Source organism: Methanosarcina sp. MSH10X1, from assembly GCF_004099695.1.
Lineage (GTDB): Archaea > Halobacteriota > Methanosarcinia > Methanosarcinales > Methanosarcinaceae > Methanosarcina.
The window spans coordinates 1-26,016 of record NZ_SCHL01000003.1 but is presented as its reverse complement, the minus strand read 5'-3'; the positions used below and the strand labels follow the sequence as shown (position 1 = coordinate 26,016).

22 protein-coding genes and 1 tRNA gene are annotated in these 26,016 nt (G+C 45.3%); 5 read left to right on the top strand and 18 right to left on the bottom strand.

The annotated features are described in order from the left end of the window. The first annotated feature begins 139 nt into the window (after positions 1–139). Positions 140–1,600 (top strand): MATE family efflux transporter, encoded by a 1,461-nt coding sequence (locus tag EQO05_RS03335; protein ID WP_128503788.1) that lies wholly within the window; start codon positions 140–142, stop codon positions 1,598–1,600. A gap of 322 nt (positions 1,601–1,922) precedes the next feature. Here the strand turns inward: EQO05_RS03335 and EQO05_RS03330 are convergent, their stop codons facing one another. After that, positions 1,923–2,492 (bottom strand): hemerythrin domain-containing protein, encoded by a 570-nt coding sequence (locus EQO05_RS03330; protein ID WP_255420825.1) that lies wholly within the window; start codon positions 2,490–2,492, stop codon positions 1,923–1,925. A 268-nt stretch (positions 2,493–2,760) separates the two neighbouring features. Beyond that, positions 2,761–3,189: an ester cyclase gene (locus EQO05_RS03325; RefSeq protein WP_128503784.1), complete on the bottom strand. Its 429-nt coding sequence runs from the start codon at positions 3,187–3,189 to the stop codon at positions 2,761–2,763. Between the two features lie 250 nt (positions 3,190–3,439). On the opposite strand from EQO05_RS03325, the gene EQO05_RS03320 reads away from it, so the two are divergent. From EQO05_RS03320 to EQO05_RS03305, 4 genes are all read left to right on the top strand, one after another. Beyond that, positions 3,440–4,285: a TrmB family transcriptional regulator gene (locus EQO05_RS03320; RefSeq protein ID WP_128503782.1), complete on the top strand. Its 846-nt coding sequence runs from the start codon at positions 3,440–3,442 to the stop codon at positions 4,283–4,285. 70 nt (positions 4,286–4,355) lie between these two features. Beyond that, entirely contained in the window at positions 4,356–4,757 is a 402-nt protein-coding gene (locus EQO05_RS03315; RefSeq protein ID WP_128503781.1) for a carboxymuconolactone decarboxylase family protein, read from the top strand. Between the two features lie 801 nt (positions 4,758–5,558). Then, a complete protein-coding gene (locus EQO05_RS03310) occupies positions 5,559–5,888 on the top strand; it encodes a hypothetical protein (RefSeq protein ID WP_128503779.1) in 330 nt (109 codons plus the stop codon). Positions 5,889–5,973: 85 nt separating this feature from the next. Then, positions 5,974–7,503: a DUF4139 domain-containing protein gene (locus tag EQO05_RS03305; RefSeq protein WP_128503777.1), complete on the top strand. Its 1,530-nt coding sequence runs from the start codon at positions 5,974–5,976 to the stop codon at positions 7,501–7,503. Between the two features lie 248 nt (positions 7,504–7,751). Here the strand turns inward: EQO05_RS03305 and rpsJ are convergent, their stop codons facing one another. The 16 genes from rpsJ to EQO05_RS03225 form a co-directional block, all read right to left on the bottom strand. Beyond that, the gene (rpsJ, locus tag EQO05_RS03300; RefSeq protein ID WP_011021276.1) at positions 7,752–8,060 is read right to left on the bottom strand and encodes a 30S ribosomal protein S10; all 309 of its coding nucleotides are present in this window, start codon (positions 8,058–8,060) and stop codon (positions 7,752–7,754) included. Between the two features lie 35 nt (positions 8,061–8,095). Beyond that, positions 8,096–9,364 carry a translation elongation factor EF-1 subunit alpha gene (gene tuf / locus EQO05_RS03295; protein ID WP_128503775.1) on the bottom strand — a complete coding sequence of 423 codons (1,269 nt, stop codon included), beginning with the start codon at positions 9,362–9,364 and terminating at the stop codon, positions 8,096–8,098. 348 nt (positions 9,365–9,712) lie between these two features. After that, positions 9,713–11,905, bottom strand: a complete 2,193-nt coding sequence (locus tag EQO05_RS03290; protein ID WP_128503773.1) for an elongation factor EF-2 — start codon at positions 11,903–11,905, stop codon at positions 9,713–9,715. A gap of 71 nt (positions 11,906–11,976) precedes the next feature. Next, complete coding sequence (locus EQO05_RS03285) at positions 11,977–12,537, bottom strand: 30S ribosomal protein S7 (RefSeq protein WP_128503771.1); 561 nt, start codon at positions 12,535–12,537, stop codon at positions 11,977–11,979. A 6-nt stretch (positions 12,538–12,543) separates the two neighbouring features. Next, the gene (locus EQO05_RS03280) at positions 12,544–12,972 is read right to left on the bottom strand and encodes a 30S ribosomal protein S12 (protein ID WP_128503769.1); all 429 of its coding nucleotides are present in this window, start codon (positions 12,970–12,972) and stop codon (positions 12,544–12,546) included. 104 nt (positions 12,973–13,076) lie between these two features. Beyond that, complete coding sequence (locus EQO05_RS03275) at positions 13,077–13,502, bottom strand: NusA-like transcription termination signal-binding factor (protein WP_128503768.1); 426 nt, start codon at positions 13,500–13,502, stop codon at positions 13,077–13,079. A gap of 19 nt (positions 13,503–13,521) precedes the next feature. Then, positions 13,522–13,818, bottom strand: coding sequence for a 50S ribosomal protein L30e (locus EQO05_RS03270; protein WP_128503766.1), 297 nt, complete (start codon positions 13,816–13,818; stop codon positions 13,522–13,524). A 255-nt stretch (positions 13,819–14,073) separates the two neighbouring features. Next, the gene (gene rpoA2 / locus EQO05_RS03265; protein WP_370273567.1) at positions 14,074–15,228 is read right to left on the bottom strand and encodes a DNA-directed RNA polymerase subunit A''; all 1,155 of its coding nucleotides are present in this window, start codon (positions 15,226–15,228) and stop codon (positions 14,074–14,076) included. Positions 15,229–15,257: 29 nt separating this feature from the next. Continuing rightward, positions 15,258–17,900, bottom strand: coding sequence for a DNA-directed RNA polymerase subunit A' (locus EQO05_RS03260; protein ID WP_128503762.1), 2,643 nt, complete (start codon positions 17,898–17,900; stop codon positions 15,258–15,260). A gap of 12 nt (positions 17,901–17,912) precedes the next feature. Continuing rightward, positions 17,913–19,727: a DNA-directed RNA polymerase subunit B gene (gene rpoB, locus EQO05_RS03255; protein WP_128503760.1), complete on the bottom strand. Its 1,815-nt coding sequence runs from the start codon at positions 19,725–19,727 to the stop codon at positions 17,913–17,915. A 14-nt stretch (positions 19,728–19,741) separates the two neighbouring features. After that, positions 19,742–21,337: a DNA-directed RNA polymerase subunit B'' gene (locus tag EQO05_RS03250; protein ID WP_240664307.1), complete on the bottom strand. Its 1,596-nt coding sequence runs from the start codon at positions 21,335–21,337 to the stop codon at positions 19,742–19,744. A gap of 208 nt (positions 21,338–21,545) precedes the next feature. Then, complete coding sequence (locus EQO05_RS03245; RefSeq protein WP_128503757.1) at positions 21,546–21,782, bottom strand: DNA-directed RNA polymerase subunit H; 237 nt, start codon at positions 21,780–21,782, stop codon at positions 21,546–21,548. Between the two features lie 85 nt (positions 21,783–21,867). Beyond that, a tRNA-Lys gene (locus EQO05_RS03240) sits at positions 21,868–21,944 on the bottom strand. A 650-nt stretch (positions 21,945–22,594) separates the two neighbouring features. Continuing rightward, positions 22,595–24,460 (bottom strand): PAS domain S-box protein, encoded by a 1,866-nt coding sequence (locus tag EQO05_RS03235; RefSeq protein ID WP_128503755.1) that lies wholly within the window; start codon positions 24,458–24,460, stop codon positions 22,595–22,597. Between the two features lie 31 nt (positions 24,461–24,491). Beyond that, positions 24,492–24,938 carry a response regulator gene (locus EQO05_RS03230; RefSeq protein ID WP_128503753.1) on the bottom strand — a complete coding sequence of 149 codons (447 nt, stop codon included), beginning with the start codon at positions 24,936–24,938 and terminating at the stop codon, positions 24,492–24,494. 88 nt (positions 24,939–25,026) lie between these two features. Continuing rightward, positions 25,027–26,016, bottom strand: a 990-nt coding sequence (locus EQO05_RS03225; RefSeq protein ID WP_128503751.1) for an ATP-binding protein, incomplete at its 5' end; no start/stop codon positions are given.

Below are 26,016 nucleotides of genomic sequence, written 5' to 3'. Positions count from 1 at the left end.
ATGGAAGAAGGATTGTTAAAGGGCTGTCGGTCCTCAGGATATCTGCCAGTAATCGGAATATAAAGGGCAGAAGATTACAGGCAATGGACTGCAAATTTGAAGAATTGTTTTTAGTGAGTCATTAAGGAAGATGTAATAAATGAAACGTAAGCAAAATAAAAATAAAACTTCTGCCGGGCATACAGGGAAAAAAGAGACAACTGGTGTAAAAACACTACAGGGAGACCCTAAAAAAGCTATAGTGAAGCTGTCAATCCCGATGGTTATCGCCATGTCCGTGCAGACAATATACAGCCTGGTTGATACTTACTGGGTTTCCGGGCTTGGAGCCGACGCCCTTGCAGCAATGGGTTTCGTGTTCCCTTTTTTCTTCATCAGCATGGCTTTATCCAACGGGATAGGTATAGGTGGAGGGTCTGCAATCTCCCGTATGATAGGAGCAAAAGATAAAGCCGGTGCAGACAATGTAGCTGTGCATACCATAATCATAATTACGCTGCTCTCGATTGTATTTACAATTCCGTTTTATATCTTTGCCCCTCAACTCTTCGCCCTAGCAGGAGCTGGAAAAACTACAGGACTTGCAGTTGGATACGCCAGGGCTATTTTCCTTGGAAGCATTGTAATCTTCTTTTCCAATGCCGCCAATGCGATTCTCCGAAGCGAAGGGGACTCGAAGCGAGCGATGCAGGCTATGATTGCTGGAGGAGTCCTGAATGTCATTCTGGATCCGATATTCATTTATACCCTGGATATGGGAATTGAAGGAGCAGCCTGGGCAACTGTATTATCTATAGGGATATCTAGCCTTATGATGGCAAACTGGCTGTTCTTCAGGAAGGATACCTATGTAGCTTTCGATTTCAAGGATTTCCACTTTGAAAAAGGCATTGTAAAAGAGATCTTCGGTGTTGCGCTTCCGGCTTCAGCCCAGCAGCTATCCATGTCTCTGTCAATGCTATTCATAAACTACATTATTGTGCTTGTAAGCAGTACAGACGGAGTTGCAGTTTATTCAACTGGATGGAGAATCGCGACAATTGCAATGGCTCCCCTGATGGGAATATCAACTGCCGTTATTTCCGTGAGCGGAGCCGCAATAGGAGCCCATGATTACATAAAGGCAAAGATTGCTCTTTCCTACTCAACAAAGATCGGAGTCTTTATAGAGTGTGTAGCCGGAGCTTTCATATTTGCCTTTGCCATGCCTATCGCGTCCATATTCACACAATCGGAAGGGGGAGCCCATATAACCGCCGATCTTGCCCATTTCCTTCGTGTGATGTCTATCTTCTATCCCACAGTTGCACTTGGTCTATTTTCCTCTTCCTTTTTCCAGGGCGCAGGAAAAGGCGTGAATTCTTTAATTGCAACCCTCCTAAGAACTATTGTCTTTACCCCGTTCTTTGCAGCGCTCCTGGCCTTCACCTTTGATATGGGGCAGGTCGGAGCCTGGTGGGGAATAGTCATAGGCAACGGAATAGGCTCACTATTGATGTATCTCTGGGCAAAATACTTCCTGAGAGCCCTTTTAAAAACCGAGCCCTTAACAAGAGTAGAGGGAATCTTAGCCTCAAGCAGGCAGGACTCTTCTCTCTAACCTTTTCTGATCTGAATAAACCGTTGACCCGAAACCGTTGACCCGAAACCGTTGCGCCGAAACCGTTGCGCCGGTTTATCACGCTCCGGTTACACCGGTTTCGATAAATCAGAGTTTTCGATAAAACCTTTTCTCAACAGGTTTTCGCTCAAGCCTTTTTTGAAAAGGCTTGCGTTTCGCCGGTTTATCACGCTCCGGTTACACCGGTTTCGATAAATCAGGATTTTCGCTCAAGCCTTTTTTGAAAAGGCTTGCGGTCAAGCTATTTTTTGAAAAGGCTTGCGGTCAAGCTATTTTTTGAAAAGGCTTGCGGTTCTGCTGCTTACTCTGATGTTGCATAGATTTCTTCCATAGTGTGCAGCCACCTGTGGAACTCTTCATGTTTGCCAGGGCCTATTATTTGGGTTTCCACAGTTTCAAAGTGTTCGAGCAAATCTTTCTGTGCAACTTCCGGGAGGTAGGTATCAGCCAACGGGAAAAGCTTATTGTCTTCTTTTTCGACATGAGCGGTCAGAAGTTGAATGTAAGCTCTCGAACTCTCAATTATGGTCGGCAGCTTTCTATCGCCTTCTTTTCCCAGAAGTGCATTTTCTATTCTGTTTACATGCTGTCTTCCCTGTTCGTGCTCTTTCTTGAGTGAGCCTACTAACTCTTCTGAGCCTGAAATTCCTGCTTTTTCCATCTCCGGAAAAAGGTAAGCCTCCTCCTTTGTATGGTGGCATCTGTCAACGAATACTCTCATGAATTCTATAAGCCCGTCAAGGTGTTCTTGCCTGACATTTTTCCCGGCTTCTAGATTTGTGCATATGCCATCAAGAATTCTCAGCATCAGTTTAACAGCTCTGTGCTCCTCTCTTAAGTCATCCGTCGGTTTCGTCTTACTCCCCCGTATATTCGAAAATAACTTTATCTCTCTCGCTTAATAACTATGATAATCTTATCCGGATAAACCTGTGAGGGTTTACCCGATGCAGTTTCACTATCCGGGCACTAATAGAGTTGTCCGTCAATAATACTGTATATACCAAGTTAATATCATCCCAGAATTTATAATAAAACCATTATATTTTTATTTTTCAAGTTGCATATATCTCCATTTCTGTATATTATTGAATTTCAACTCCCTATACTGATCAAATTTCCAGGACACCTGACCAAAATCAATCCTGTTGACCAGGCACGGGAAAAATACCTAGCTGCTGCATTAGTCCAAGAAGATTAACCTCGCCCCATAACTCAGCAATCTTACCATCTTTAATGCGGAAAATCTCTATGCCAGTCATGGTTACCGGCTTTCCTGTAGCCGGTAAATTCATGAAATTGCCTTTATGTACACCTCGAGCTGTAAAACGGGCAACCACCTTATCACCTTCAGCAACCATGTCCTCAATTGTAACATTGAGATGCTCGAAGGCTGCCCTGCATGTGGTAATCACTTCATTTATTCCTTCAATCCCCGAAGATGCAGGCAGAGGTACATGCATTGAAAAATCAGGTGACAGCAATTCATCAGCAGCATTTATATTTCCCTTAGAAGGTCCTTCTTCGAAGAATCGGCAAACTATTGCTTTGTTCTCTTCTGTATACATATTTTTACTCATCTCTTTTTCTTATAAAAAGGTATATTGACTATTTCAAATTTAGTGTAAGAATTATGCTCTCATTAAATAAATAAATAAATAAATAAATAAACAAATAAATAAATAAATAAATAAATAAATAAATAATTAAATTTTGAGAAGAAATATCAAAAAGCATTTCGAGTTATGGAAAATAAAGATTTCCGGATTAAATTTTATTTTTAGGAATGTTTTTAAGTTCTTAATTGTTGAGTTACACATGCAAAAGAAAAGGCTTCTTCAGGATATCGGGCTGACGGCTTATGAGGCAGCTGCATATCTTTCTCTCTTAAAATTCGGGGTCTGTGGGGCAAATATTATCTGCAGGGATGCTGACGTGCCCTATGGTAAGATCTATACAGTGCTCGAGTCTCTGGCAGGAAAGGGTTTTATAGAAGTCCAGGTTTCAAGGCCTAAAAAATTCAGGGCAATTGATCCTGAAATGGCTTTAAGTTCCTTCTTTGAGAGGCGAAAAGTCGAGATCGAAAGAGAAATTTCTGTCCTGGAAAACTCTGTCAGGGAGGCAAAACAGATTCTGAAAAATGTGCCGATTCAAAAGCAAAAAGACGAAATTTTCTGGACGACTGCTGTAACTGAGTCTGAAATCAGGAAGTTTGCGATTTCTGTATATGGGGAGGTAAAACAATCGGTGTGTTTAATTCCTCCTACCTTTGCAATGCCCATCGTTTCAAGCTTGCTGCCTGAAATCTTAAAAGCCATTGACCGGGGCATCAAAATCAGGCTGCTAATATCTCCCCGCTTTACAGCACTTTCCTCCTTGCTTTCAAGGCAGGGAGAAGAAAAGTTTGATAAATTCAAAAAAGGCATGGAAATAAGGCTTGCCGAGAGCTTTAACTCCTGTTTCGGTATCATTGATGAGAATGTCGTGGTGCTGTTTCAGCTTCATCCCCACGACAGTGACCGCATCCTTTCGGTCGTAAAAATCTGGGACACAGGGCTTGCAAAAAATCTGGGTAAGGAATTCGAACTCCTCTGGAACGGGGGAGTAGAGTTTGATCTTGAAAAATTGTCAAAAGACGAGTTCAGCAGCTTCAGGAATAGATAAATAACATACATACAGATACAATATTACCATATAATTAATAGCCGATTAATTGCCATGGGGGTTAACAAATATGGAAGAACATGGGAAAGGATGTTGTGGGGGAGGACGCCGGGAAGAACACAAGGATTTAGAACACGAAGAGTTACTGGAAAGTATGAGTAGCAAGCTGGGTTTTACGCCGCACATTCTTGAAATCCTTGGAGAACTTGACAGTGAGTCACTTAAAAAATATAACCGGTGCGATAAAAAGTTACTCTCGGACGGCGCCCTGCCTGCAAAAACTAAAATCCTTGTAGCACTTGCGGTCGTTGCATCCAAGCAGTGTGAAAGGTGCACGGTTGTGCAGATGCAGAGTGCACTCAAGAACGGGGCAACCAAAGAGGAAATAATGGAGCTTATGGATGTTATATTCATAACCTCAGGAGCGCCTGCAGTCGCAGCTTGCAGGGATGCATTAAAGCTGCTGAAATAAAACTTGATCTTTCGCTTACAAAGATTTCTTAAATGCCTGTAAACCCGGGTACTGGCTTTTAAGGAGTAGACTATGACAAAATTTGTAAAATTCTCTACTTCATTTTTTTACTAAAAATTATTATTACCGTTGCAAAGGCAATTGTAGCCTCGGTTCTGGAATCAATTAGTTATTCTGTATTTAAGATCTTTTCTGCTGGAATTTAGTGTATAGCCCTGCTTTTTTGCGAAACTTGTTCGAGAATCATAAACATAATTCACAGTTTGGGTAAACATGAAGTTTCAAAAATATTTATGTTCATCCTGCTTCCGGTAAGTACATTTATTTACGATATATCTTTCTGATGCCATTTTTCCTATCTAACGAAAAATGGACCGATCATACTTCAAAGAGATTCGGGATTTCGTCACTTATATACAGGTCTGGTTTCGTTGGCTTCCACTTGCACTCTTACAGGATAGCAGAGATATGTTAAATGTTTTTGATAGAGGACATGGAGAACTAACAAGCTCATGGATAACCCGGATTTGAATGCCAGTAAGAAGCCGTATTATCTTAATAGACAATTCTCCAGGGACTTCAGTGAATTTGCTCTGACTTATTATATCAACGAGATGGCGGCAGCAAAAACGTTATCTCTTCAGTTGTTAAGATCGAAACCTTTTTTCAACCAGGAAGAGCGACCCTATCATTGAGTCACCTGAGAAGCTTGAGATTTTCAGTTTAACCACTTTTTCATATAAATCCAGAGGGTTACATGTAGCTCAACTAAGTATAGATTATAACGAACTTATTCGATGTTTGAGAGATAAAAAAGACCTTAAACAAGTTCCTGATAAAAATGTCACGATTGCTTTCCAGGAGGCGAATCGGAAGGGATTGGAAATCGATGTTCAAGTTTTAAGCCCCCTTTCAGAGGAACTTTTGAATATGTGTGATGTAAGCCGCACTGTTAACGATATTGTTTCCCAATCTTCCTCCCTGAAAGCACAGATAGATGGAATCCCATCTGGAAAAGTATGTTATTTTGGATTAAGCCGACTTTTTGAGCAGGGATTAATTGAAGTTTCATCTCAATCAATTATTAAGATGGATTCCAATGCTGGCAGTGTCCTGCAGTCAGGTTCTTAAATTGTAATACTTAACCAAACTCACACTTAACTTCCCCTGAATTCTCGATAAAATCACATATATAAAATTGAATTACATTAATAGTATGGGAGTGAAGAAACTTTTCGTCTGGCTTATACTGGGAGTTCTTGGGGGAATACTGCTTTTTTCAAACTGGATTCCCCAGAGTACGGGAGTTATGGCTCAGGAATATGAGCCAGCAAATGAGCCCGTAAGTAATACAACTGCAATTAATACAAGTGCAGTCATTGAAACCGTAATCAGGCCACCGGGGGTCGCAGAAAATCGGGTCTCAGATATTTCTGGAAATTTAACCTCAGAAGCTGGTGGCGGGGTTGTGGAAAATTCTGAAGTTACGGTTTATGAACAGGGAATCGCCCTTGTGAAGGAAAGACGGGAGATCAGGCTGCAAAACGGGATAAATCAGGTTGCGTACACGGATATTCCTTCCGGGATCGACCCCACTTCCGTTATCATTGAGGACCCGGAGAATGAGGATACTGTTATACTTGAGCAGAACTATGAATACGACGTTTTGAACAGTTCGAGTTTGCTTGAGAAATATCTTGGCAGGGAGGTCAATGTAACTGACAGGAACGGTGAGATGTACACCGGTATACTGTTGAGCCATGCAGGCAACAGCGTTGTCCTGAGTACCGAAGCAGGAGAAGTTGTGGTACTTGAAGATTTCTCAAAAGCCGAGCTTGCAGATTCGTCGGGGCTTTCGGTAAGACCTGCTCTCATCTGGCAGATCTATTCTCCTGTATCCGGGACCCGGGAGCTTACAATCTCCTACCTGACGAGCGGTATGAACTGGGAAGCGGCTTATGTCCTTATTAGTAATGCGGAGAACACCGAAGCAGATATTCGGGGCTGGGCCAGTATTGACAACAGGGCAGGGCTGACTTACGAAAATGCAGTCCTGAGGCTTGTCTCGGGTCAGATTAACCGTGTCTCGCAGCCAATAACTCCTGTTATGGAAGAAAAAGCCGTGGCTGATGAAACTGTGTCGCAAGCGCCTTTTGTAGAAGAGCCATTTTTTGAGTATCATTTTTATACTCTTGAAAACCCGGTAACTCTGGAAAACAACCAGGCAAAGCAGATTTCCCTGCTGTCTGCCGATTCCGTGCCTGTAGAAAAGAAACTAATCTATGATATTTCTGTGAGCGAGAAAATCCTGGCTTACCTTACTCTTCAAAACACAAACGAAAGCGGGCTTGGAATGCCTCTTCCGGCAGGAGTCGTTAGAATTTACAGTGATAATGCTTCAGGAGGGCTTCAGTTCATCGGGGAAGACAGGATAAGACATACTCCTGAAAGCGGGGAGTTAAGAGTTACTGTAGGTTCGGCCTTTGATCTGACAGCCAGGCGGAACGAAACCAATTACCAGCGCATTAGTGACAACGTAGAGCGGGTCACCTATCAGATTGAACTTAATAACAGTAAATCTGAGGATCAGGCTGTCACGGTTGTGGAACACCTGTACGGAGAATGGGAAATTCTGGAAAGCTCGGACAGTTATGAAGAAATTGACGCCTTTACCGTCGAATTCAGAGTAACGGTGCCAGCCAGAGGCACGAAGCTCGTCTCTTACACCGTAGAGCGCCGTTTCTGAGAATATACTTCATTTCTGAGGATATATCCGGCGATAAAAAGGACGTTCGGCGGTAAAAAGGATATCCGGCGATAAAAGGGGGGCAAAATTTGTAGAGATGCTGGCGGAGAATGCGTCTGAATTGACGGCCTCCGGCAGTTTCCTCAAAATTTGCATTGAGGGAAAAAGGATATTCTGAAATAAAGAAGTGAAAAAGAAGTTTGCAAGACCGGGTACAGAGGGTTTCTGTAACCTGTCTTTTTTCTCGTTTATCCTTCGAGTACGATCTCGATATTGATATCTTTGGGAACCTGAATTCTCATGAGCTGGCGAAGTGCCCTTTCATCGGCTGCAATATCGATGAGACGCTTGTGTACGCGCATCTCCCAGTGGTCCCAGGTTGCAGTTCCATCACCACTTGGGCTTTTTCTTGTTGGAACTACAAGTTTCTTTGTGGGAAGCGGAACAGGTCCTGAAATATTAACTCCTGTCCTTTCCGCAATAGATTTTACCTGATTGCAGACTCCGTCCAGATCTTTGGGACTGATGCCTGACAGTCTTATTCTAGCTTTCTGCATACCTTTTTTCTCCTTAAAAAATGAAAAGGAGAGTGTTATTTCTGTTTAACACTCATGCACATGCCGGCTGCAATGGTCATACCCATATCACGGATAGCGAACCTGCCGAGCTGTGGAATTTCTTTTACGGGCTCGATAACCATCGGCTTTGTCGGTTTGATGGTAACGATTGCTGCATCTCCTGCTTTGAGGAAGGTCGGGTTTTCTTCCTTTGTCTGCCCGGTCTTCGGGTCCAGCTTCTTGTTAAGGGCAATCAGCTGGCATGCGATCTGGGAGGTGTGGGAGTGGAACACAGGAGTGTATCCTGCAGTAATTGCGGAGGGGTGCTGGAGAACGACAATCTGTCCGACGAACTCGTCAGCGACCTTTGGTGGGTTGTCAACGTGGCCACAAACGTCTCCTCTGCGGACATCGTTCTTGCCGATACCACGGACGTTCCAGCCGATGTTGTCTCCGGGGACTGCCTGCGGAATTTCTTCGTGGTGCATCTCAATGGACTTAACTTCACCGGTTGCTCCGCCTGGCATGAAGACTACCTTGTCACCCTTCTTCATGACACCGGTTTCAACTCTGCCTACAGGTACAGTTCCGATACCGGAGATGGTGTATGCATCTTCGACAGGGATCCTGAGTGGAAGAGTGGATGGCTTTTCTGGCTGTTTCAGGTTGTTGAGTGCATCCATCATGGATGTGCCCTTGTACCAGGAAGTCTTGTCACTGAGTTTGACGATGTTGTCACCGTAGAATGCAGAGGTTGGGATGAAGGGGATTTCGCTAGGCTTGAACCCGATCATTTTAAGAATGCCGGATACCTGTTCCACTACTTCCTTGTACCTGGCTTCGCTGTAGTCTACTGCATCCATTTTGTTGACTGCGACAATAAGCTGGTTGATACCGAGGGTTCTGGAAAGGAAAATGTGTTCCTTGGTCTGGGCCATTACACCATCAGGAGCTGCAACGACAAGGACAGCTGCGTCAGCCTGGGAGGCACCTGTGATCATGTTTTTAACGAAGTCACGGTGACCAGGACAGTCTACGACTGTGAAGTAGTATTTGTCGGTGTCGAATCTCTTGTGAGCGATATCAATTGTAATACCTCTTTCACGCTCTTCCTTAAGAGAGTCCATAACCCATGCGAAGGCGAAGGATTCCTTACCTTTCTGCTTTGCTTCTTCTCTGAACTTGTCAATGATGTGTGGAGGTACAGCTCCTGCATCATACATTAAGCGTCCTACGAATGTTGATTTTCCATGGTCAATGTGACCAATCACTGCTAAATTCATGTGTGGTTTTTCTGCTGCCATATTATAATTCTCCTGTAATTCGGATGAGTTTCATTCGTATATCAAATATTTACTATATTAATATTAGGGCGGATCTCAATATTGATTCACTCAATTCTATATTCTTGTGTCCGATCAGTATTGTCAGTTTCCTTTTCCGGACTCTTTCGTGAACCGCCACTCTGTGAATTCCAGTGGCCTGGACGTTTTCCCCAATATAGGCATACCTTGTCTTAAAGCTTTCCGATTGGCCGTATCTCCGAACCGATAGGGATTCTCTTCCCTTCCAGATCAGTCGGGTACTTTTTTTCTTCCTGCCTGAAGACAGGTATAACCTTAAAAATATTAAGGAGAAGCGGAAAATTCCGCTTACATTGAAAGGTAGTCAGAAGCTTTGGGCAGTTCTTTCTTCAGGCCCTTCCTTTCTCTGATCTGGCCAACAATTTCGTTCTGGATGCTGGTCGGCACAATGTCAAAGCCTCCGAATTCAGTGCTCCACATTGCACGTCCTTCGGTTGCAGATCTGATCTCGCCGGCGAATCCGAACATTTCAGCAACAGGCACTCTTGCCTCGATAATTGCCAGGTCTCCTTCCGTAGTCATGTTAAGAATAATTCCACGGCGGCCCTGAAGTTCCTTTGTTGCACCACCCATTAAAAGCTGTGGCACCTGGACGAAAACCTTCTGGTAAGGCTCGAGCAGGGTGTCATCTGCCATAAGCATACCTGCCTGAATAGCCTGCCTTGAAGCAGGAATGACCTGAGCCGGACCTCTGTGGATTGCGTCTTCGTGAAGCTTGGCATCTACGAGCACGCATTTCAAATTTGCCACAGGCTCCCTTGTGAGCGGGCCTGCACGCATAACTTCTTCAAATCCGTCAAGCACGAGTTCCATTGTCTCATTCAGGTACTGGATACCCTTGGTCACATCAATGAAGATATTGGAATTGAAGATCCCGACAATGCCTTTTGCTTCGTCTTTTTCCATCCCGAGCTCGATGAGCTTCTGCCTGCGTTCAAGTTCGGGCATGTTCATGCTGACATCGCCTGCCTTGATAGCGCTGACAATTTCAAGGTCAAGAGGCTCCACAAAAATATAGAACCTGTTGTGCCTGTTCGGGGACTTTCCTTCTACAGGTTCGATCTTCTTCTTAATGGTTTCCCTGTAAACGACAATTGGCTTGCTCGTGGTGATTTCCACGTTCTTGTCCCTTTGAATCCTGTGGGCAATAACCTCAAGGTGAAGTTCTCCCATGCCTGCCATAAGGTGTTCCCCGGTTTCCTCGTCAAGAGTGATCTGAAGGGTCGGGTCTTCCTTTGCGACCTGTCTGAGCACTTCAATCAGTTTGGGCAGGTCTTTGGTGTGCTTGGCTTCTACAGCCACAGTCACCACAGGTTCGCTTACGTGCCTTATGCTTTCAAAAGGCGTCATGCCGTCAAGAGTTGTTACGGTGGAACCCACGATTGCTTCTTTCAGACCTGTAACCGCGGCAATGTTTCCTGCAGGAATCTTTTCCACTTCAAGCCTCTCAGGGCCCATGAAGATACCTACCTGCTGGACTCTGCTCTTCTTTGCAGTGCCTGAAGTGTAGACTTCCATACCACGGGAAAATGAACCGCTGAACAGCCTTCCTGTTGCAACTTCTCCTGCATGCGGATCAACGGAAATGTCAGTTACCATGAACGCAAGATCTCCGTCCGGATTTGCATGGGTCATGGACTCTCCGATTTCAGATTTCGCATCTCCGTGCCATATAACAGGTACCCTTCCCTTCTGGGCGTCAAGTGGGTTTGGCAGGAAGTGAATAACCATGTCAAGAACAGCTTCGTGCAGCGGGCACTTTTCTGCCAGAGTCTTCATATCTCCGGCTTTACAGTAATTGTATACATCATTAAAAGAGATCCCGGTTTTCTTCATCATGGGCACACTGATTGCCCAGTTATAAAGGGCTGACCCGAAAGCAACAGTTCCGGCTGCAGCATCTACTCTCCAGCCTGCCTTGTATTTTTCAGGGTTCATGTTCTTGATGAGCTTGTTCACGTGATCAATGACTTTCCCAAGACGGACCTGCATTTCCTGGGCATCGACCTGCAGCTCATTGATCAGCCTGTCTACTTTGTTAACGAAAAGTACGGGTCTGACGTGTTCTCTGAGAGCCTGCCTCAGTACGGTTTCAGTCTGGGGCATAGTACCTTCGACTGCATCCACGACCACGACTGCCCCGTCCACAGCTCTCATGGCACGGGTAACGTCCCCACCGAAGTCAACGTGTCCCGGGGTGTCAATCAGGTTGATAAGGTAATCTTCATTATCAAAACTGTGAACCATTGAAACGTTAGAGGCGTCAATTGTGATACCTCTTGCCTGTTCTTCTTCATCGGAGTCCATGAATAACTGTCGGCCTGCAAGTTCCTTTGAAATCATGCCGGCACCGGCTAACAGGTTGTCCGATAATGTAGTTTTTCCGTGGTCAATGTGCGCAACGATCCCGATATTTCTGATTTTTGTCGGCTCATTCATGAGCGTCGTTACGCGCTCGACCATCTTCTTTCTTCGTCCCATGCTAATACCTTTTTAGTCAAATGTAATTTGTCATATAATGAATTATTAAATCGGGCAACCCGCAGAAGCGATTAGCGTGCTGCCTTTGCAACTCTTTCCTTTGCATCCTTCCTGTTAATAGAGAAGGCTTTTGTATCACGGTTTGCAGCGCCTATTAATTCGGTTGCCAGACATTCTGCAACAGAGCGCTTGGATTTGAAGGCTGCGTTACTGGTTCCCATACTGATGTAGCGCAGAGCTGTGTCCACACGCCTCTGGGGTGCGGTATCCACTGCCTTTGGCACGGAAATTCCACCGTACTTCAGCCTTACTACTTCTTCCCTGGGGCCTGCGTTGGCAATAGCATCCACAAGCACCTGGATTGGGTTCTGCTGAGTCTTCCTGTTCACGATGTCGAAGGCCTCTTCAACTGCGCGGAGGGTGGTCTGCTTCTTTCCCGTGTTTACTTCGTTTCTCATCAGGTTGTTTGCCAGACGTTCTACAATGGAAATCTCGGATTTGTTAAACTGCTGCCTGGCATGCTTTCCGCTGCTGTGTGGAACAATAACAGGAGTAAGGCTGACATAGCGCTTAATTCCGAGGTCTCTGACGTCCACCTCAGTCGGGTCCCATTTACCGAATATTTTGTACAAGAAAAATCATCTCCTGGGTTTTTCCATTCTGCCGATGACCAGCTCGTTCAGGGACACGTTGTTTACGGCAATCACTTTGAAGCGTACGCCCGGAATATCACCCATAGCACCACCCATGCGGCCTCCAATCCTTTCTACGGTCACTTCATCGTGTTCATCGATGAAATTCACTGCACCGTCCCCTGGACAGAAAGCAGTTACCTGACGACCGTTTTTGATGAGCTGGATTCTCACGCATTTGCGGATAGCTGAGTTTGGCTGCTTGGCTTCAACTCCTACTTTTTCTAATACAATACCCCGACCCTGCGGTGCACCACCTAACGGATCGGCTTTCACGTTCAGCCCAAGAACACGCCTGCCGTAGTATGAATCTTTCCAGCGGGCATCTTTCCTGTTTTGTTTTAGGATATTAGCTGCATATTTTCCTTTAGCCATTTTAATTTCTCCAAGTTAAAAATTGATCTCAGTTTTCTGGAGGCATACTGGATGCCAGATATCTTTCAACGCCGGATTAATGGATCAACGTAAATTAAGGTAGATTACTGCAGGATCACATCTTCTATATTATGATGGCGACGGGCAAGCATCTTTACTTTTTCAATGTTTTTCCCGTTGCGGCCTATGGCAAGCCCCTTCTCTTTATTGGGTACCTCTACATAAGCTAATCGCTTGCCATTTTTGTTTATGATGTTTACCGAACTCACGGACACGGGTCCGAAGGCGTTCTTCAGGAAGGTGACAGGGTCATCTGAATATTCCACAAGTTCTATGGGTTTGTCGAGGGCTTTTTTAACGCGGTTTATATTCTCCCCATTTTTGCCTATAGCAAGTCCCATATCACCCTGTTTTACGACATATACGAGCCTCTCCTCTTCAGAGATACAGTCGAGAATTTTGGCCCGTGTCATATTTTCAAATAACGCAATGTACTGGATGCTTTCTGCAGTAAGTCTTATTTCACCCAAGACGTTGCCAACTCCTTTATCAAACTGTAGCTGCCAGGATATCGGATTCTCCTACATCGAGAATTGCCATGGCTGCAATCGTAAAAGGCTTACCGCATACTGGGCCGAGCTCTACACTTGTGCCTTCGTATTCCAGAACAGGGACATTTGTTGCCTGAACTTTCTTTTTAATATCTTCTGGGCAGTTTGATGCCAGGACTACCATTTTTGCAGAGCCTTCTGCAGCTGCATCTATGGTTCGGTTGGCTCCAATAATTACTTTTCCTGTTTTCACAGCCTTGATAAGAGATTTATCAACATTGATCTTCATTTTCATCAACTCTGTCTCAAATGAGCTCGTCTACTCGATCTCTTTCTTAATAAAGATTTTCCAAGCTCGGTGAATATATGGTACTCTAAATACCTGATGCCTTATATTTATTTTCTGGTTATGAGTCCCGCGGACTCAAGTTTCTGCAGCAGGATTTTTTGAGCTTAATAAAGGTAATGTATACCTGATCTGGACTGGTGTTCTATCAGGCTACACATTTAAATAATTATAGGTTGAGACTCAGGTTTTTGCCCTGAAACCTCATTCTTCCTCGGCTTTGATTTCCTCTTTTCTTCGACTTATAAGGTGTACGTCCCCGGTACCCATGCGGATCGGCTGGCCGACAATAATATTTTCCGTGACACCCTGAAGCTGGTCCACATCCCCGCGCATACCTGCATCAAGAAGGTGATTGACCGTAACTTCGAAAGCCGCACGGGCAAATACACTTGCCTTCTCGCCTGAAATTCCATGCCTTCCGATCTGTTTTACTTCTCCGTCGCAGGTCATGAGATCGGCTACAAGCATAATATGCCGGATATCCACGGTAAGACCCTGTTCACGCAGGGTATCGGTTGCTTCCTTGATAAGCGCATTTCTTGCAGCTTCTACCCCGAGGACTTCATAAATTTCGTTGATATTATTCGTGCTTGTTCTTGTCCTGTCCACACCTTCGAACTGAAGTACCTCACGCAGGGCCGAACCTTCGGTGTAGAGGGTATATTCTTCCCCTTCCTTCCTGACCACTACACGCTTGATCCCTTCTATACCCTTCAGGGTGACGTTATGGATGCTTTTTGCAAGCTGGAGAAGTTCCCTGTAAGAAGGCTCTCCCGGGGCAATGATAATCTGGTTATCTATGTTCGGGGAAATGGTAACCATTACGTTCAGTTCTTCATTGAACTTTTCCTTTACCTGGTCTATAGTAATGTTCCTGCTTTCCATTGCTTTTTCATGCAGGTCTATTATCAACTGCATCTGGGAAAGGTCAGTTGTCACGTCAGCAATATGATCGATTTTGGTTGCCTCAATTTCCCAGGCAAGAGCCCTTGTTTTCTCCCTGTTGTAAGCGTAATCTTCAGGATCTTCCTTGGAAAGGGCAATTGTCATCATAGGAGTGCTCGGGATTTTCCGGGCATCTACGATTTCGATAAGACGGGGCAGACCGAGAGTAACGTTAATCTCAGCCACACCAGCGTAGTGGAAGGTACGCATCGTCATCTGGGTACCCGGCTCTCCTATTGACTGGGCTGCAATCACACCGGCAGCATCACAGGGCTCAATGCATGAAATCTGATATTCTTCCATTACCTTTTCTATAATCTCCTCCATTTCCTTTTTGCTTACTCCGGCCTGGATGACGTCTTCCCTGAGCGCATTAAGGATATTTGTAGGAATAGGCAGGTCTTTTATCATGCTATCGATTGTAGCTTCACTGATACTCATCAAGCCACCTCTTTGTTTACTACCGAGCGGACAATCCTGTGGATTGTATCGGGTTTGCTGAAATCACTTTTTGTGGGGTTGATCCCATCTTCTCCGAACTTAAACTGCACGAGCACGCCTCTTGTATCCCGGACTGTAAGGTCATACTGAACCTCCAGGTCCTGAAGAGCGTTAACAAGCCTCCTCTGCAGGTACCCTGACTGCGACGTCCTGACCGCAGTGTCCACAAGACCTTCCCTACCACCGATTGCGTGGAAGAAATACTCTGTCGGGTTGAGCCCGCTCTTGTAGCTTGCCTTAACGAACCCGTGAGCGTCCGAACCAAGGTCTCCCTCTTCGAAGTGGGGCAGTGTCCTGCCTGCATATCCTCTGCGGATGCGCTCACCACGCACAGCCTGCTGTCCGACACAGGCTGCCATCTGAGTAAGGTTCAGGATAGAACCTCTGGCTCCTGAGCGGGCCATGATAACCGCAGGGTTCTCAAGCCCCATGTGGCTGTCTGCTATGTTACCGGTCTCGTCCCTGGCTTTTCCGAGCTTCTGCATGATGCTCATTTCAATTGTCTCATCAAGGGTTCTTCCAGGAAGGGGTTCAAGCTCCTTGTTCTGGTAAGATTTAATGAGATTCTGCACGGCATCCTCAGCTTTGCCGAGAACTTCATTGATCTGGATCCTGGCTTCTTTCGGAATGTCTTCGTCAGCTATTCCGAAACTCAGGCCTGTACGCATGATAGACCGAATTGCAAGCATCGTCATGTTGTCCACAAAACGGGATCCGGCTTCGGGACCAATTTCTTTGATAATACGGTCCTGGATCTTTCCCTTGAATGCTCCGATGGCTGCCTCGTCTATGGTACCTGCAATAAGCTCTCCGTCCCGTATCACCACATAGGCATCGTTCGGGCATTCTTCCTTCTTACAGGTGTCACAGTGTGAGCAGACCTGGGCTGCGAACTGCGTATTCAAGTTTTTGGGTAGGATCTGGCTGAAAATCTGCTTACCTGTCCAGTAGGGCTTTCCATTAGAATCATACCCTGCAGGCGTGGGCAGGCTTCGGGCACTGCTCTTTCGGAGAATATCGTAAGCGTCGTGAGCGGGGATCTGATTCTCAAAACGTGTCAGCAGGAAAAGCCCTGAAATATGGTCGTGAATCCCGCCTATAATGGGACCTCCGAAACGCGGGGAGAGAATATTTTCCTGAACCTGCATGAGGATCTTTGCCTCAGCTCTGGACTCCTCGGTTTGTAAGGCGTGCATGTTCATTTCATCCCCGTCAAAGTCAGCGTTATACGGAGGACATACTGCAGGGTTCAGCCTGAATGTTTTATTCGGGAGCACCTTTACGGAATGAGCCATAATGCTCATCTTGTGCAGAGAGGGCTGCCTGTTAAAGAGAACGATATCCCCATCCTTCAACTGTCGTTCAACTACCCATCCGAACTCCAGTTTTTCGGCAAGGTCCTCTTTATTCATATTGGTAACTTTTATACGCCTGCCGTCAGAACGCAGTACATAGTTTGCTCCGGGGTGTATATCCTCGCCATTGCGTACATAAATCTTGAGCTGCTCTATGTTCCTGGGTGTTACCACAGCGGGCATTGTCAGGGTCCGGGCAATAGGCATAGGAACCCCTACCTCATTAATGCTCAGGTTCGGGTCCGGGGAGATTACGGTACGGGCAGAGAAATTAACACGTTTACCTGATAAACTTCCTCTGAAACGCCCTTCCTTACCCTTCAAACGCTGAGAAAGAGTTTTTAAGGGTCTTCCTGACCTGTGCCTTGCAGGAGGTATTCCCGAAACGGAGTTGTCAAAGAAGGTTGTAACGTGATACTGAAGAAGCTCCCAGAGGTCCTCAATAATAAGCTGAGGGGCACCCGCTTCCCTGTTTTCCTGGAAACGCTGGTTAATCCTGATGATATCAACAAGCTTGTGGGTAAGGTCATCCTCACTGCGCTGCCCGGACTCAAGGGTAATCGAAGGGCGGACCGTGACAGGAGGTACGGGCAGGACTGTAAGAATCATCCACTCAGGCCTTGCATTCTTGGGGTCCATCCCGATAACCCGGATATCCTCATCAGGAACATTTTCGAAACGGTCTCTTATCTCGGTAGGGGTCAATTTCTCCCCGTTTTCAAGATATTCGCTGGGCTTTTCGAATTTAATTTCGAGCTGTTCCTCATTACAGTAAGGACAGGTCTTTATTTTGCTGGCTTCCTTATATGCCTCGTTAATCAGGTCGTCGGGCATATGTCCGATTTCCTCAATGCCTGTAAGCTGATCCAGAAAATGCTGTTTCTGTGCAGGTTCAAGCAGGATCCTGCTGCATTTCCTGCAGGTCGCCCTGAGGAGTTTTCGGATTACTTTGTTGAAACCTACGTGGACTACCGGGGCAACAAGTTCGATGTGCCCGAAGTGTCCCGGACATTCGCCTGCTCTACCTGAGCAGGTTTTGCAGCGAAGCCCGGGGTCAATAACCCCGAGTTTTGTGTCCATAAGCCCCATGTCAATCGGAAACCCGTCATCATCATAAGTGTCAGCCGTGATGATGGGTGTTGCACTCATTTTACGGATCTCTTTCGGGGACATTAAGCCGAATTTGATAGAAGCAATTCTTTTCGGAATAGGAGGTACGTTTGCCATATTTACCTCACCTCATACCGCATCTTCAAGATTTAGCCTGGGTGCGACTCCCAGGGATTTGATTTCGTCCAGCAAGAGCTTGAATGCGTAACTCATCTCCACAGGATATATATCCGTGTCAGCCCCGCAGGCAGAGCAGAAAGAGACATTCCGCTGCTTGTCAAACGTTGCAATCATTCCGCAGTGAGAACAGACAAGTTCTACGACTTTGTCCGACTCGTCGAGCAGCCTCTCTTTCAATGACATGGCAGCTCCGTGCCCTACCAGCACATCACGCTCCATTTCTCCGAACCTGAGACCACCTTCTCTGGCACGTCCTTCGGTTGGCTGGCGGGTAAGCACCTGTACAGGCCCACGTGATCTTGCATGCATCTTGGAAGTGACCATGTGGTGCAGTTTCTGGTAGAGAATGACCCCAATAAAGACATCTGCCGGAATCATCCTGCCCGTTGCTCCGTCATAGAAAACCTCTTTTCCCGTATGGGCAAACCCGTGCTTTTTAAGGGCTTCCCTGAGGTCCTCTTCATTTTCCCCGGAGAAAGCTGTTGCATTAACTCTTCGACCTTCCATTGAACCGACTTTCCCGCCAATCATTTCCAGAACATGTCCTACAGTCATACGGGAAGGAATTGCGTGCGGGTTAATCATCAGGTCCGGAGTCAGGCCGGATTCCGTAAAAGGCATATCTGCAATCGGAACTTTAAGACCTATAACTCCTTTCTGCCCGTGCCTTGAAGCGAATTTGTCGCCTATGTCGGGAATCCTTTCGTCTCTTACCTTTACCTTGGCAAGCCTGGTCCCGTTAATGGATTCAGTCAGAATAACCGTGTCAACAATTCCGGTTTCGTTTGACCGCATGGTGACTGAGCTTTCTCTTCTCTGCTCGACTGCAATCCCGAAGTCTGAGGGCTCTTCAAGGAACCTTGGAGGGCTGGTTTTTCCTATCAGTACATCGTTAGGTCCGACCGGGGTTTCGGGATTTACAAGCCCGTCGGTATCCAGGTTAGCGTAAGCTTCTGCACTGCGGGCTCCGCGGTACTCAGAGTCGGGAATCTCGAACTTATCTTCCTGCCCGCCCGGATACCTTCTTTCTTCACCTTCAAAAGTCCTGAGAAAGTGGCTTCTCCCGAGACCTCTGTCGATTGAGCCTCTGTTGAAAATCAGGGCGTCTTCAATGTTGTACCCTTCATAGGACAGGACTGCAACGACAAAGTTCTGGCCTGCGGGCCTGTCATCAAAACCTATTGCTTCCGAGGTTCTGGTCCTGGTAAGCGCCCTCTGAGGATAGTGAAGGACATGGGCACGGGTATCAGGTCTGAGTTTCTGGTTTGCGGTTGCAACTCCGATACACTGCTTTATCATGGCTGCACCCATGGTGTTACGCGGAGATGCATTATGTTCCGGATAAGGCACCATTCCCGTGGAAATTCCCAGAATAAGTTCTGGATCGATCTCCATGTGTGTGTGCCTGGGACCAATATCAGCCTCGTAAAGTGCGATGTAGGCGTTTTCCTCTTCCTCAGCGTCGAGGTATTCTACACAGCCTTCTTTTACCAGGTCGTCAAAATTGATTTCTTTGTTCTTTATTTTCTCTACGTGCTCAGGAGTTACCTTAAGAGCTCCGTTCTCTACAACCAGAAGGGGTCTTCTTGCTCTGCCCATATCGGAGTTTATAATTACTTCCCTGGTGCTATCGTTAAGAGCGACATTTACCTGTCTGGATATGAACCCCTGCCTCCTCATTTTTCTAAGCTCGTCTACAAGCTCCGCAGGGTTGTCATGGGTTCCGACAAGCTCCCCGTTTATGAATACTTTTGCTTTAGTCATATAATCTCGACCCCTCAATCTCCGAACATTGATCCGGAATCGTCCATATCTGAATAATCGTAGAACTCATCGTCTTTGTATTTGGTTTCAACTTCCGTGGTCTCTTCAAACTCTTCAACAATCTCTTCCCCGAATTCATCAAGTAAGGTTTCTTTCAGCTTGGCAGGAAGTTCAGGCACCTTTACAACCACACGCTCGACGTTCAGGTCATGGAGTATTTTCTTCATGCCGTCTGTCTCTTCTATTCCTGTGGAAAGCTCAACCATCTCGGCAAAATTTTTCACCAGGCCACAGTTCGGGCCTTCAGGGGTTTCTGAAGGACAGAGCCTTCCCCACTGGGTTGCGTGCAGGTCTCTTGCCTCGAAGTGAGGCTGGGCACGGGAAAGCGGAGAAATTACACGGCGCAGGTGGGAGAGTGTGGAGATATAGTCGTTCCTATCCAGAAGCTGGGATACACCTGTTCTTCCACCAACCCAGTTTCCGGTTGCCAGCGGGTGTTGCAGGCGGTCAGTTAACACGTCTGCCCTGACTATCGTGGCAACGTTCAGTTCCCTGTTCCTCATGTTTGCACGCTCGAGCTGGTATTTTATATCTCTTGCAAGCCTGTTGAAAGATACCCTGAAGAGGTCTTCCATCAGGTCGCCTGCGAGTTTCAGCCTTTTGTTTGCATAGTGGTCTTTGTCGTCTTCCGAACGCTTGCCAAGAGCCAGCTCGAAGCAGGATTCAGCCATTCTTGCCAGGAAGTGAGCCTTGGAGACCCTGTCCCTCATGTCGTTTCCAAGGTGGGGGAACAGGTACCTGTCAATGACATAGTTTGCTCTTTTTATCTGGTATTCCTTAGCCTGACCTGCAGCAACCCTTGCCCCGATTTTCTCGATTGCTTCTTCCTGGGTCTCAACCTCGGCTTCTTCCAGGTTTTCCAGCATGAACTTGATAATTTCGGGATCACTTGAAACTGCATTTACTATATCTTCGTCAGTTACAATCCCGAGAGCTCTCATAAGGGTAATGAAGAATACTCTGCCTGAGATCGAAGGGAAAGAAACTTCAAGCAGGGACTTTCTCCCTCTTTCTACGATTACGAGAGCCCTGTATCCGCGTTTCTGGGAGAAAACCTTTGCAACCTCTATGGTATCGCCGTACCTCTCCCCATACTCTACAAGAATTTTATTAGGAGCAAGGTCTTCAAGGGTCATAACCACCCTTTCAGTACCGCCGATAATGAAATATCCCCCCGGGTCAAGAGGATCTTCCCCATAGCGGACTTTTTCGGTTTCACTGAGCCCCGGAAGATTACAGATCTTGGATTTGACCATGATAGGAAGCTGACCGATTTTTGCTTCCATTACGTCAGACTCAACTCCTTCTTTCACCACGCTCATTTCAAGGTAGAGAGGGCCTGAGTACGAAAGGTTCCTGAGCCTTGCTTCGTTGGGATAGAGTTTTTCGATTGCCCCGTCTGCTTCCTTTACCACAGGATGTTCTACCCGGATCTTGCCGAGTTTCAGGTAGGTATCCTCGATATCGGTTTCTATTATTCTCTGTTCATCTATGATTTTTTGCAGCCCGTAATCTATAAACTTGTTAAATGAGTCTATATGGTGCTGCACTATCTTGTCCCGCGTAAAATAAGCCTGCGCTAGTGTACTGGTTTCTACTACGATGATAGCACCCTCTTTGCTTTGTTAAAATGAAAACCAAAAAATTGTGATCTTCAGATCGATGTGCAGTTGTTGAATTTTTCCGTACGATGGTGCATGGAATTCAAAAAGACATTCCTGAAAAACATGATCATGCAAGCGGTTTACTCCCCTCCGCTTACTCGATCACAAGTCTGTAATACTCTGCCTCCCCTGCAGTTTGACTCTTTCTTGTGATTTTCACTACGTCTCCGATAACAGCTCCTATTTCTTTACTAACAGGATCCTGCACTTTGATTTTCGGAAGTTGTTCCTTTTCAATAGAATACTTGCTTAAAACAGACTTTAACTCGCCCTCAGACATTATTTCATGTTTAGGGACCGACTCATGGTCGAGCAGGCTGAATTTTGTCAAATCCTTTCCTCCAAAAATAAAGTATTAAAAAAACTTGGCTAAACTTTCCCGCGAATGGCCTTTCCGCCGGGTATAATAAAGAATATGGCGGGCCCGTAGGGATTTGAACCCTAGGCCGACTGGTTAAAAGCCAGTCGCTCTGCCTGACTGAGCTACGGGCCCAGTTACTTTTTCGACATCTTTACTTCTTTACACAACGGTGTTTTTTCATGGCACCCTGCTGCCCCGCTGCATCAGGGAGCACCTCTTACACCGGTGCAACCCTCTAATTATAGCTATTCTATAAATAGTTTATGGTAAGATGATTTTTTCTCCCCGGTTTTCTGTGAATTTAAGCTAAATTTCTTTCTTACGTGCAGGATTTTTCGGGATTTTGCCCCGATTTTGCCGGAAAGCTATATGTACGAGGATTTTCACTTTTTTAAAAGTAAGGCCAAAAACTAATTTGTTTCTCCATATATCCGGGTAAACGGAGACTTTTGCCCCGATTCTGAATAACGTCCCGATTTCCCGTCAGTCACCCTCTCCAAAAATGAAGTAATAATTAATCCGGAATCCCATATAATCCATACCTGACCTATTCTGGTAGAGCACGTAATTGATAGATCACTTAATCGATAAAACACCTTGTCTATAGATCACTCTATTTATCTTGATAGATCACTCTATTTGTCTTGATGGTTACTTGTTGGATGTACCACTTATCTATTGATAGGTCACTTGATCGATGATCTTTTGATGAAAGCCAGTTTAAAAATTAAAGTTTTCTGTAGCAAAGCTTTCTGTAGCCTCAAAGAGTTCCTGAAACGCTTTTACTGATCTTCCTCAACTGTAAGTTCTATAACAAATTCAGTTCCGGACTCCCTGTTCAATTCGAGTATTCCGTCTAACTGGTCTACAAGGATCGTCACCAGTTGTATTCCAAGCGTGTCGGAATCTTCTATACTGACACTCTCAGGTATACCTGCTCCGTTGTCCGAGACGGTCAGGGTATAACAGTTGTTTTTGCACTCTTCGTTTTTTCCTCCGGTCTTGCCATTGACGGATTTTCCGTTTCCTCCACTGGAGAGCTTGATCCGGATCTCTCCGGTACTCTCACCTGGAAATGCGTGTTTGAGAGAGTTTGATACAAGCTCGTTAACAATCATCCCCAGCGGGACTGCGGTATCCATATTAAAAAAAATATTTTCCTCGATTTCCAGAAGCAGGTGGACTCCGGAAGCTCCGACGCTATAACACCTGAAAAGCTCCTCGGTAAGCTTTTGCAGGTATGCTCCGAAGTTAAGCGTACTGACTTCTCTTGACCCGTACAGTTCTTCGTGAATCAGGGCCATAGAAATAACCCGATTCTGACTGTCCCGGAAGGCTGCAAGGACTTTTGAAGTGTTATAGCTGTCATTGCCAGCGAATTTTTCAGCCTGGAGGTCGAGCAGGGATGAAATTACCTGCAGATTATTTTTTATTCTGTGATGAATTTCTTTTTTCCGGGCTTCTTCGATCTTTTTCAGGACATTTTCAGCCTTTTTTCTCTCTGTGATATCCTTCATTATCCCAAGGACTTTGTTTGTGAGATAATTCCCCTTCTGAAGACAAACTCCATGATCTTCTATATGGATATATTCTCCGTCCTTCCTTCTAAAGCGATATTCCAGATGAAAATTTCTCTTATTTTCAATGTCTTTTATGTTCTGGCTGCAGTCTATTATTTTCTGATCCCAGACTTTCCTCTGGTCATCAGGATGAACATTATTTGCCCATAGCTTGATGCCGGTATTCAGCAATTCTTCCTGAGCATATCCCGTAACTTTCTCTATGTCACCTGCCCAGTAAATCTTATTTTCCTCAGTATCGTACTCGTAAATGAGCTGACCTGTCTGCTCCGTAACGATCCTGTACCTTTCCTCACTTTTCTGAAGTTTTTCTTCAGCCTTTTTACTTTCCGTTATATCTCTGGCAATAACCGAGATAGCTATAAGCTCTCCGGAGACATCGAAGATCGGAGAAAGGGTCATTGACACATCTATTATCCTGCCGTCTTTTCTTAACCGTGAAGTCTCATACTGGCGAATTTTCTTTCCCCGCTTAATCAGTTCAATTAATTCTTTCGGTTCCTGGACCAGTGAGAATGGTATCAGGAGTGCTGCGGGCTTGCCCAGGATTTCCTCAGCCGGATACCCATATACATGCTCTGCCCCTTTATTCCAGCTTGTAATAATACCATCAAGAGATTTTGTTATAATAGCATCATTTGACGACTCCACGATATTCGCCAGATTCTGGACCTTCTCCTCGGCTTTTTTGCGCTCAATGGAATACTGGATAGAACGTTTCAATAACCTGCCGTCTACCTGCCCTTTGACCAGATAGTCCTGGGCGCCCTTCTTTACAGAATCGATTCCTATTCTTTCATCATTTATCCCGGTCAGGATTATAATGGGAATTCGTGAATTCCTTGCATGGATTCCTAGAAAAGTATCGATGCCATCGCTGTCTGGCAGTCCCAGATCAGATAATATTACATCAAACGTACTCTCCTTAAGAAGGTTTAAACCTTCACTAAGGGTCTCAACGTTTCTAAGTTCATATAGAAAATCGGCAAACTCTTCAAGCATCTCTTCAATCAGACCTGCATCTCCGGGATTGTCCTCAAAAAGCAGGATTTTGATCTTTTCATCCATTTCAGGCCGTCCTATCCGGATTATTCTGGTGTTATTTCGATGGTAATTTGACAATCTCAAGCCAGAAACTTTCTATGGATTTAACTACTTTTATAAACTGATCGAAGTCAACAGGTTTGGTGATGTAGGCATTGGCATGAAGATTATAAGATTTCAGTATGTCTTCTTCGGCTTTGGAAGTCGTTAAGACCACAACAGGTATATTTTTAAGTTCATCATCGCCTTTCACTTCCTCAAGAACTTCGCGACCGTCTTTTTTTGGCAAATTCAAGTCCAGAAGTATTATATCCGGACGCGGGACGCCTGAAAATTGCCCTTCGCCGCGTAAAAAGGCGATTGCTTCTTCTCCGTCCTCTACAATATGAAGAATGTTCCCGATTTTCGCATCTTCAAAAACTTCTTCAATTAAACCTATATCGCCTTTACTGTCCTCTACTAAAAGGATCTCTATGGATCTGGCTGGTATGTGAGTTCTCATTTTTATGTCCTTCCTGGCTATAAATAAAATTTTCAGTTCTTCCAAAGTTAGTTATCGAATCTGAACCGGATATTTAAAAATTAAATTTTTACTTTAAAGTCTCTGGAATTTCCGCAGGGACTAATGGCAAAGTGAAATAGAAAACCGAACCGTTACCCAATTCGGATTCTACCCAGATACGCCCTCCGTGTCTTTCTATGATCTTTTTACAAATTGAAAGTCCGATGCCTGTTCCTGGATAATCTTCCTTTTTGTGAAGCCTTTTAAAAACCTCAAAAATTCTCTGAGAAAATTTGGGATCAATTCCAATTCCGTTATCCCGTACTGAGAATAGCCATTTATCTGCCTTTTTCTTTGCAGAAATCTCTATTTCCGGGACTTTCTCACTGCGGAATTTTATCGCATTGCTGATAAGGTTCTGGAACACCTGTGCAAGCTGCATGGAATCAGCCATTACCACGGGCAGAGTACCATAAGATACGCTGGCTTCATTTTCTTTTATAGATATTTCTAAATCAAAAACTACCTGATCCAGAAGAGATTTGCAATCCGTAGGCTCGAATTCTCTGGCTTTGGTGGTTACTCTCGAAAACTCTAAGAGATCATTTATCAGGTTTTGCATGCGGGAAGCCCCGTCCACAGCAAAATAGATGTATTTATCAGCCTTATCGTCAAGTTCTCCCTGATATTTTCTCTGTAAGAGCTGCAGGTAGCTTGCTATCATTCTTAAGGGCTCCTGCAAGTCGTGGGATGACACGTAAGCAAATTGCTCCAGTTCGGCATTTGAGCGAGCAAGTTCATCTAATTTCAGATTTAGCATTTTTTCTGCCTTTTTCCGCTCAGTAATATCACGTGCTGCAGCAAAAATCCCTATAACCTCACCATATTCATTCCTGTAAATCGATGCGTTATACAGAACCGGTGTAACATATCCATCCCTGTGATGGATTTCAAGCTCATAATCCAGTACCAATCCTTCCCTGAACACCTGTTGATAACCCTCTCTGGCTTTTTCGGGCTCGGTAAAATAGTCCGAAAAGTCCGTTCCTATCAACTCGTTCCTGGAATGCCCCGTAAC

Excerpts from the sequence above, each read along its gene's own strand:
- EQO05_RS03270 (WP_128503766.1), bottom strand. The coding sequence starts at position 13,818 with ATGAAAATGAAGATCAATGTTGATAAATCTCTTATCAAGGCTGTGAAA.
- EQO05_RS03230 (WP_128503753.1), bottom strand. The coding sequence starts at position 24,938 with ATGAGAACTCACATACCAGCCAGATCCATAGAGATCCTTTTAGTAGAG.
- EQO05_RS03315 (WP_128503781.1), top strand. The coding sequence starts at position 4,356 with ATGGAAGAACATGGGAAAGGATGTTGTGGGGGAGGACGCCGGGAAGAA.
- EQO05_RS03325 (WP_128503784.1), bottom strand. The coding sequence starts at position 3,189 with ATGTATACAGAAGAGAACAAAGCAATAGTTTGCCGATTCTTCGAAGAA.
- rpoA2 (WP_370273567.1), bottom strand. The coding sequence starts at position 15,228 with ATGATAAAAGACCTGCCTATTCCTACAAATATCCTTAATGCGCTCAGG.
- EQO05_RS03290 (WP_128503773.1), bottom strand. The coding sequence starts at position 11,905 with ATGGGACGAAGAAAGAAGATGGTCGAGCGCGTAACGACGCTCATGAAT.
- tuf (WP_128503775.1), bottom strand. The coding sequence starts at position 9,364 with ATGGCAGCAGAAAAACCACACATGAATTTAGCAGTGATTGGTCACATT.
- EQO05_RS03335 (WP_128503788.1), top strand. The coding sequence starts at position 140 with ATGAAACGTAAGCAAAATAAAAATAAAACTTCTGCCGGGCATACAGGG.
- EQO05_RS03235 (WP_128503755.1), bottom strand. The coding sequence starts at position 24,460 with ATGGATGAAAAGATCAAAATCCTGCTTTTTGAGGACAATCCCGGAGAT.
- EQO05_RS03260 (WP_128503762.1), bottom strand. The coding sequence starts at position 17,900 with ATGGCAAACGTACCTCCTATTCCGAAAAGAATTGCTTCTATCAAATTC.
- EQO05_RS03280 (WP_128503769.1), bottom strand. The coding sequence starts at position 12,972 with ATGGCTAAAGGAAAATATGCAGCTAATATCCTAAAACAAAACAGGAAA.
- rpoB (WP_128503760.1), bottom strand. The coding sequence starts at position 19,727 with ATGACTAAAGCAAAAGTATTCATAAACGGGGAGCTTGTCGGAACCCAT.
- rpsJ (WP_011021276.1), bottom strand. The coding sequence starts at position 8,060 with ATGCAGAAAGCTAGAATAAGACTGTCAGGCATCAGTCCCAAAGATCTG.
- EQO05_RS03320 (WP_128503782.1), top strand. The coding sequence starts at position 3,440 with ATGCAAAAGAAAAGGCTTCTTCAGGATATCGGGCTGACGGCTTATGAG.
- EQO05_RS03305 (WP_128503777.1), top strand. The coding sequence starts at position 5,974 with ATGGGAGTGAAGAAACTTTTCGTCTGGCTTATACTGGGAGTTCTTGGG.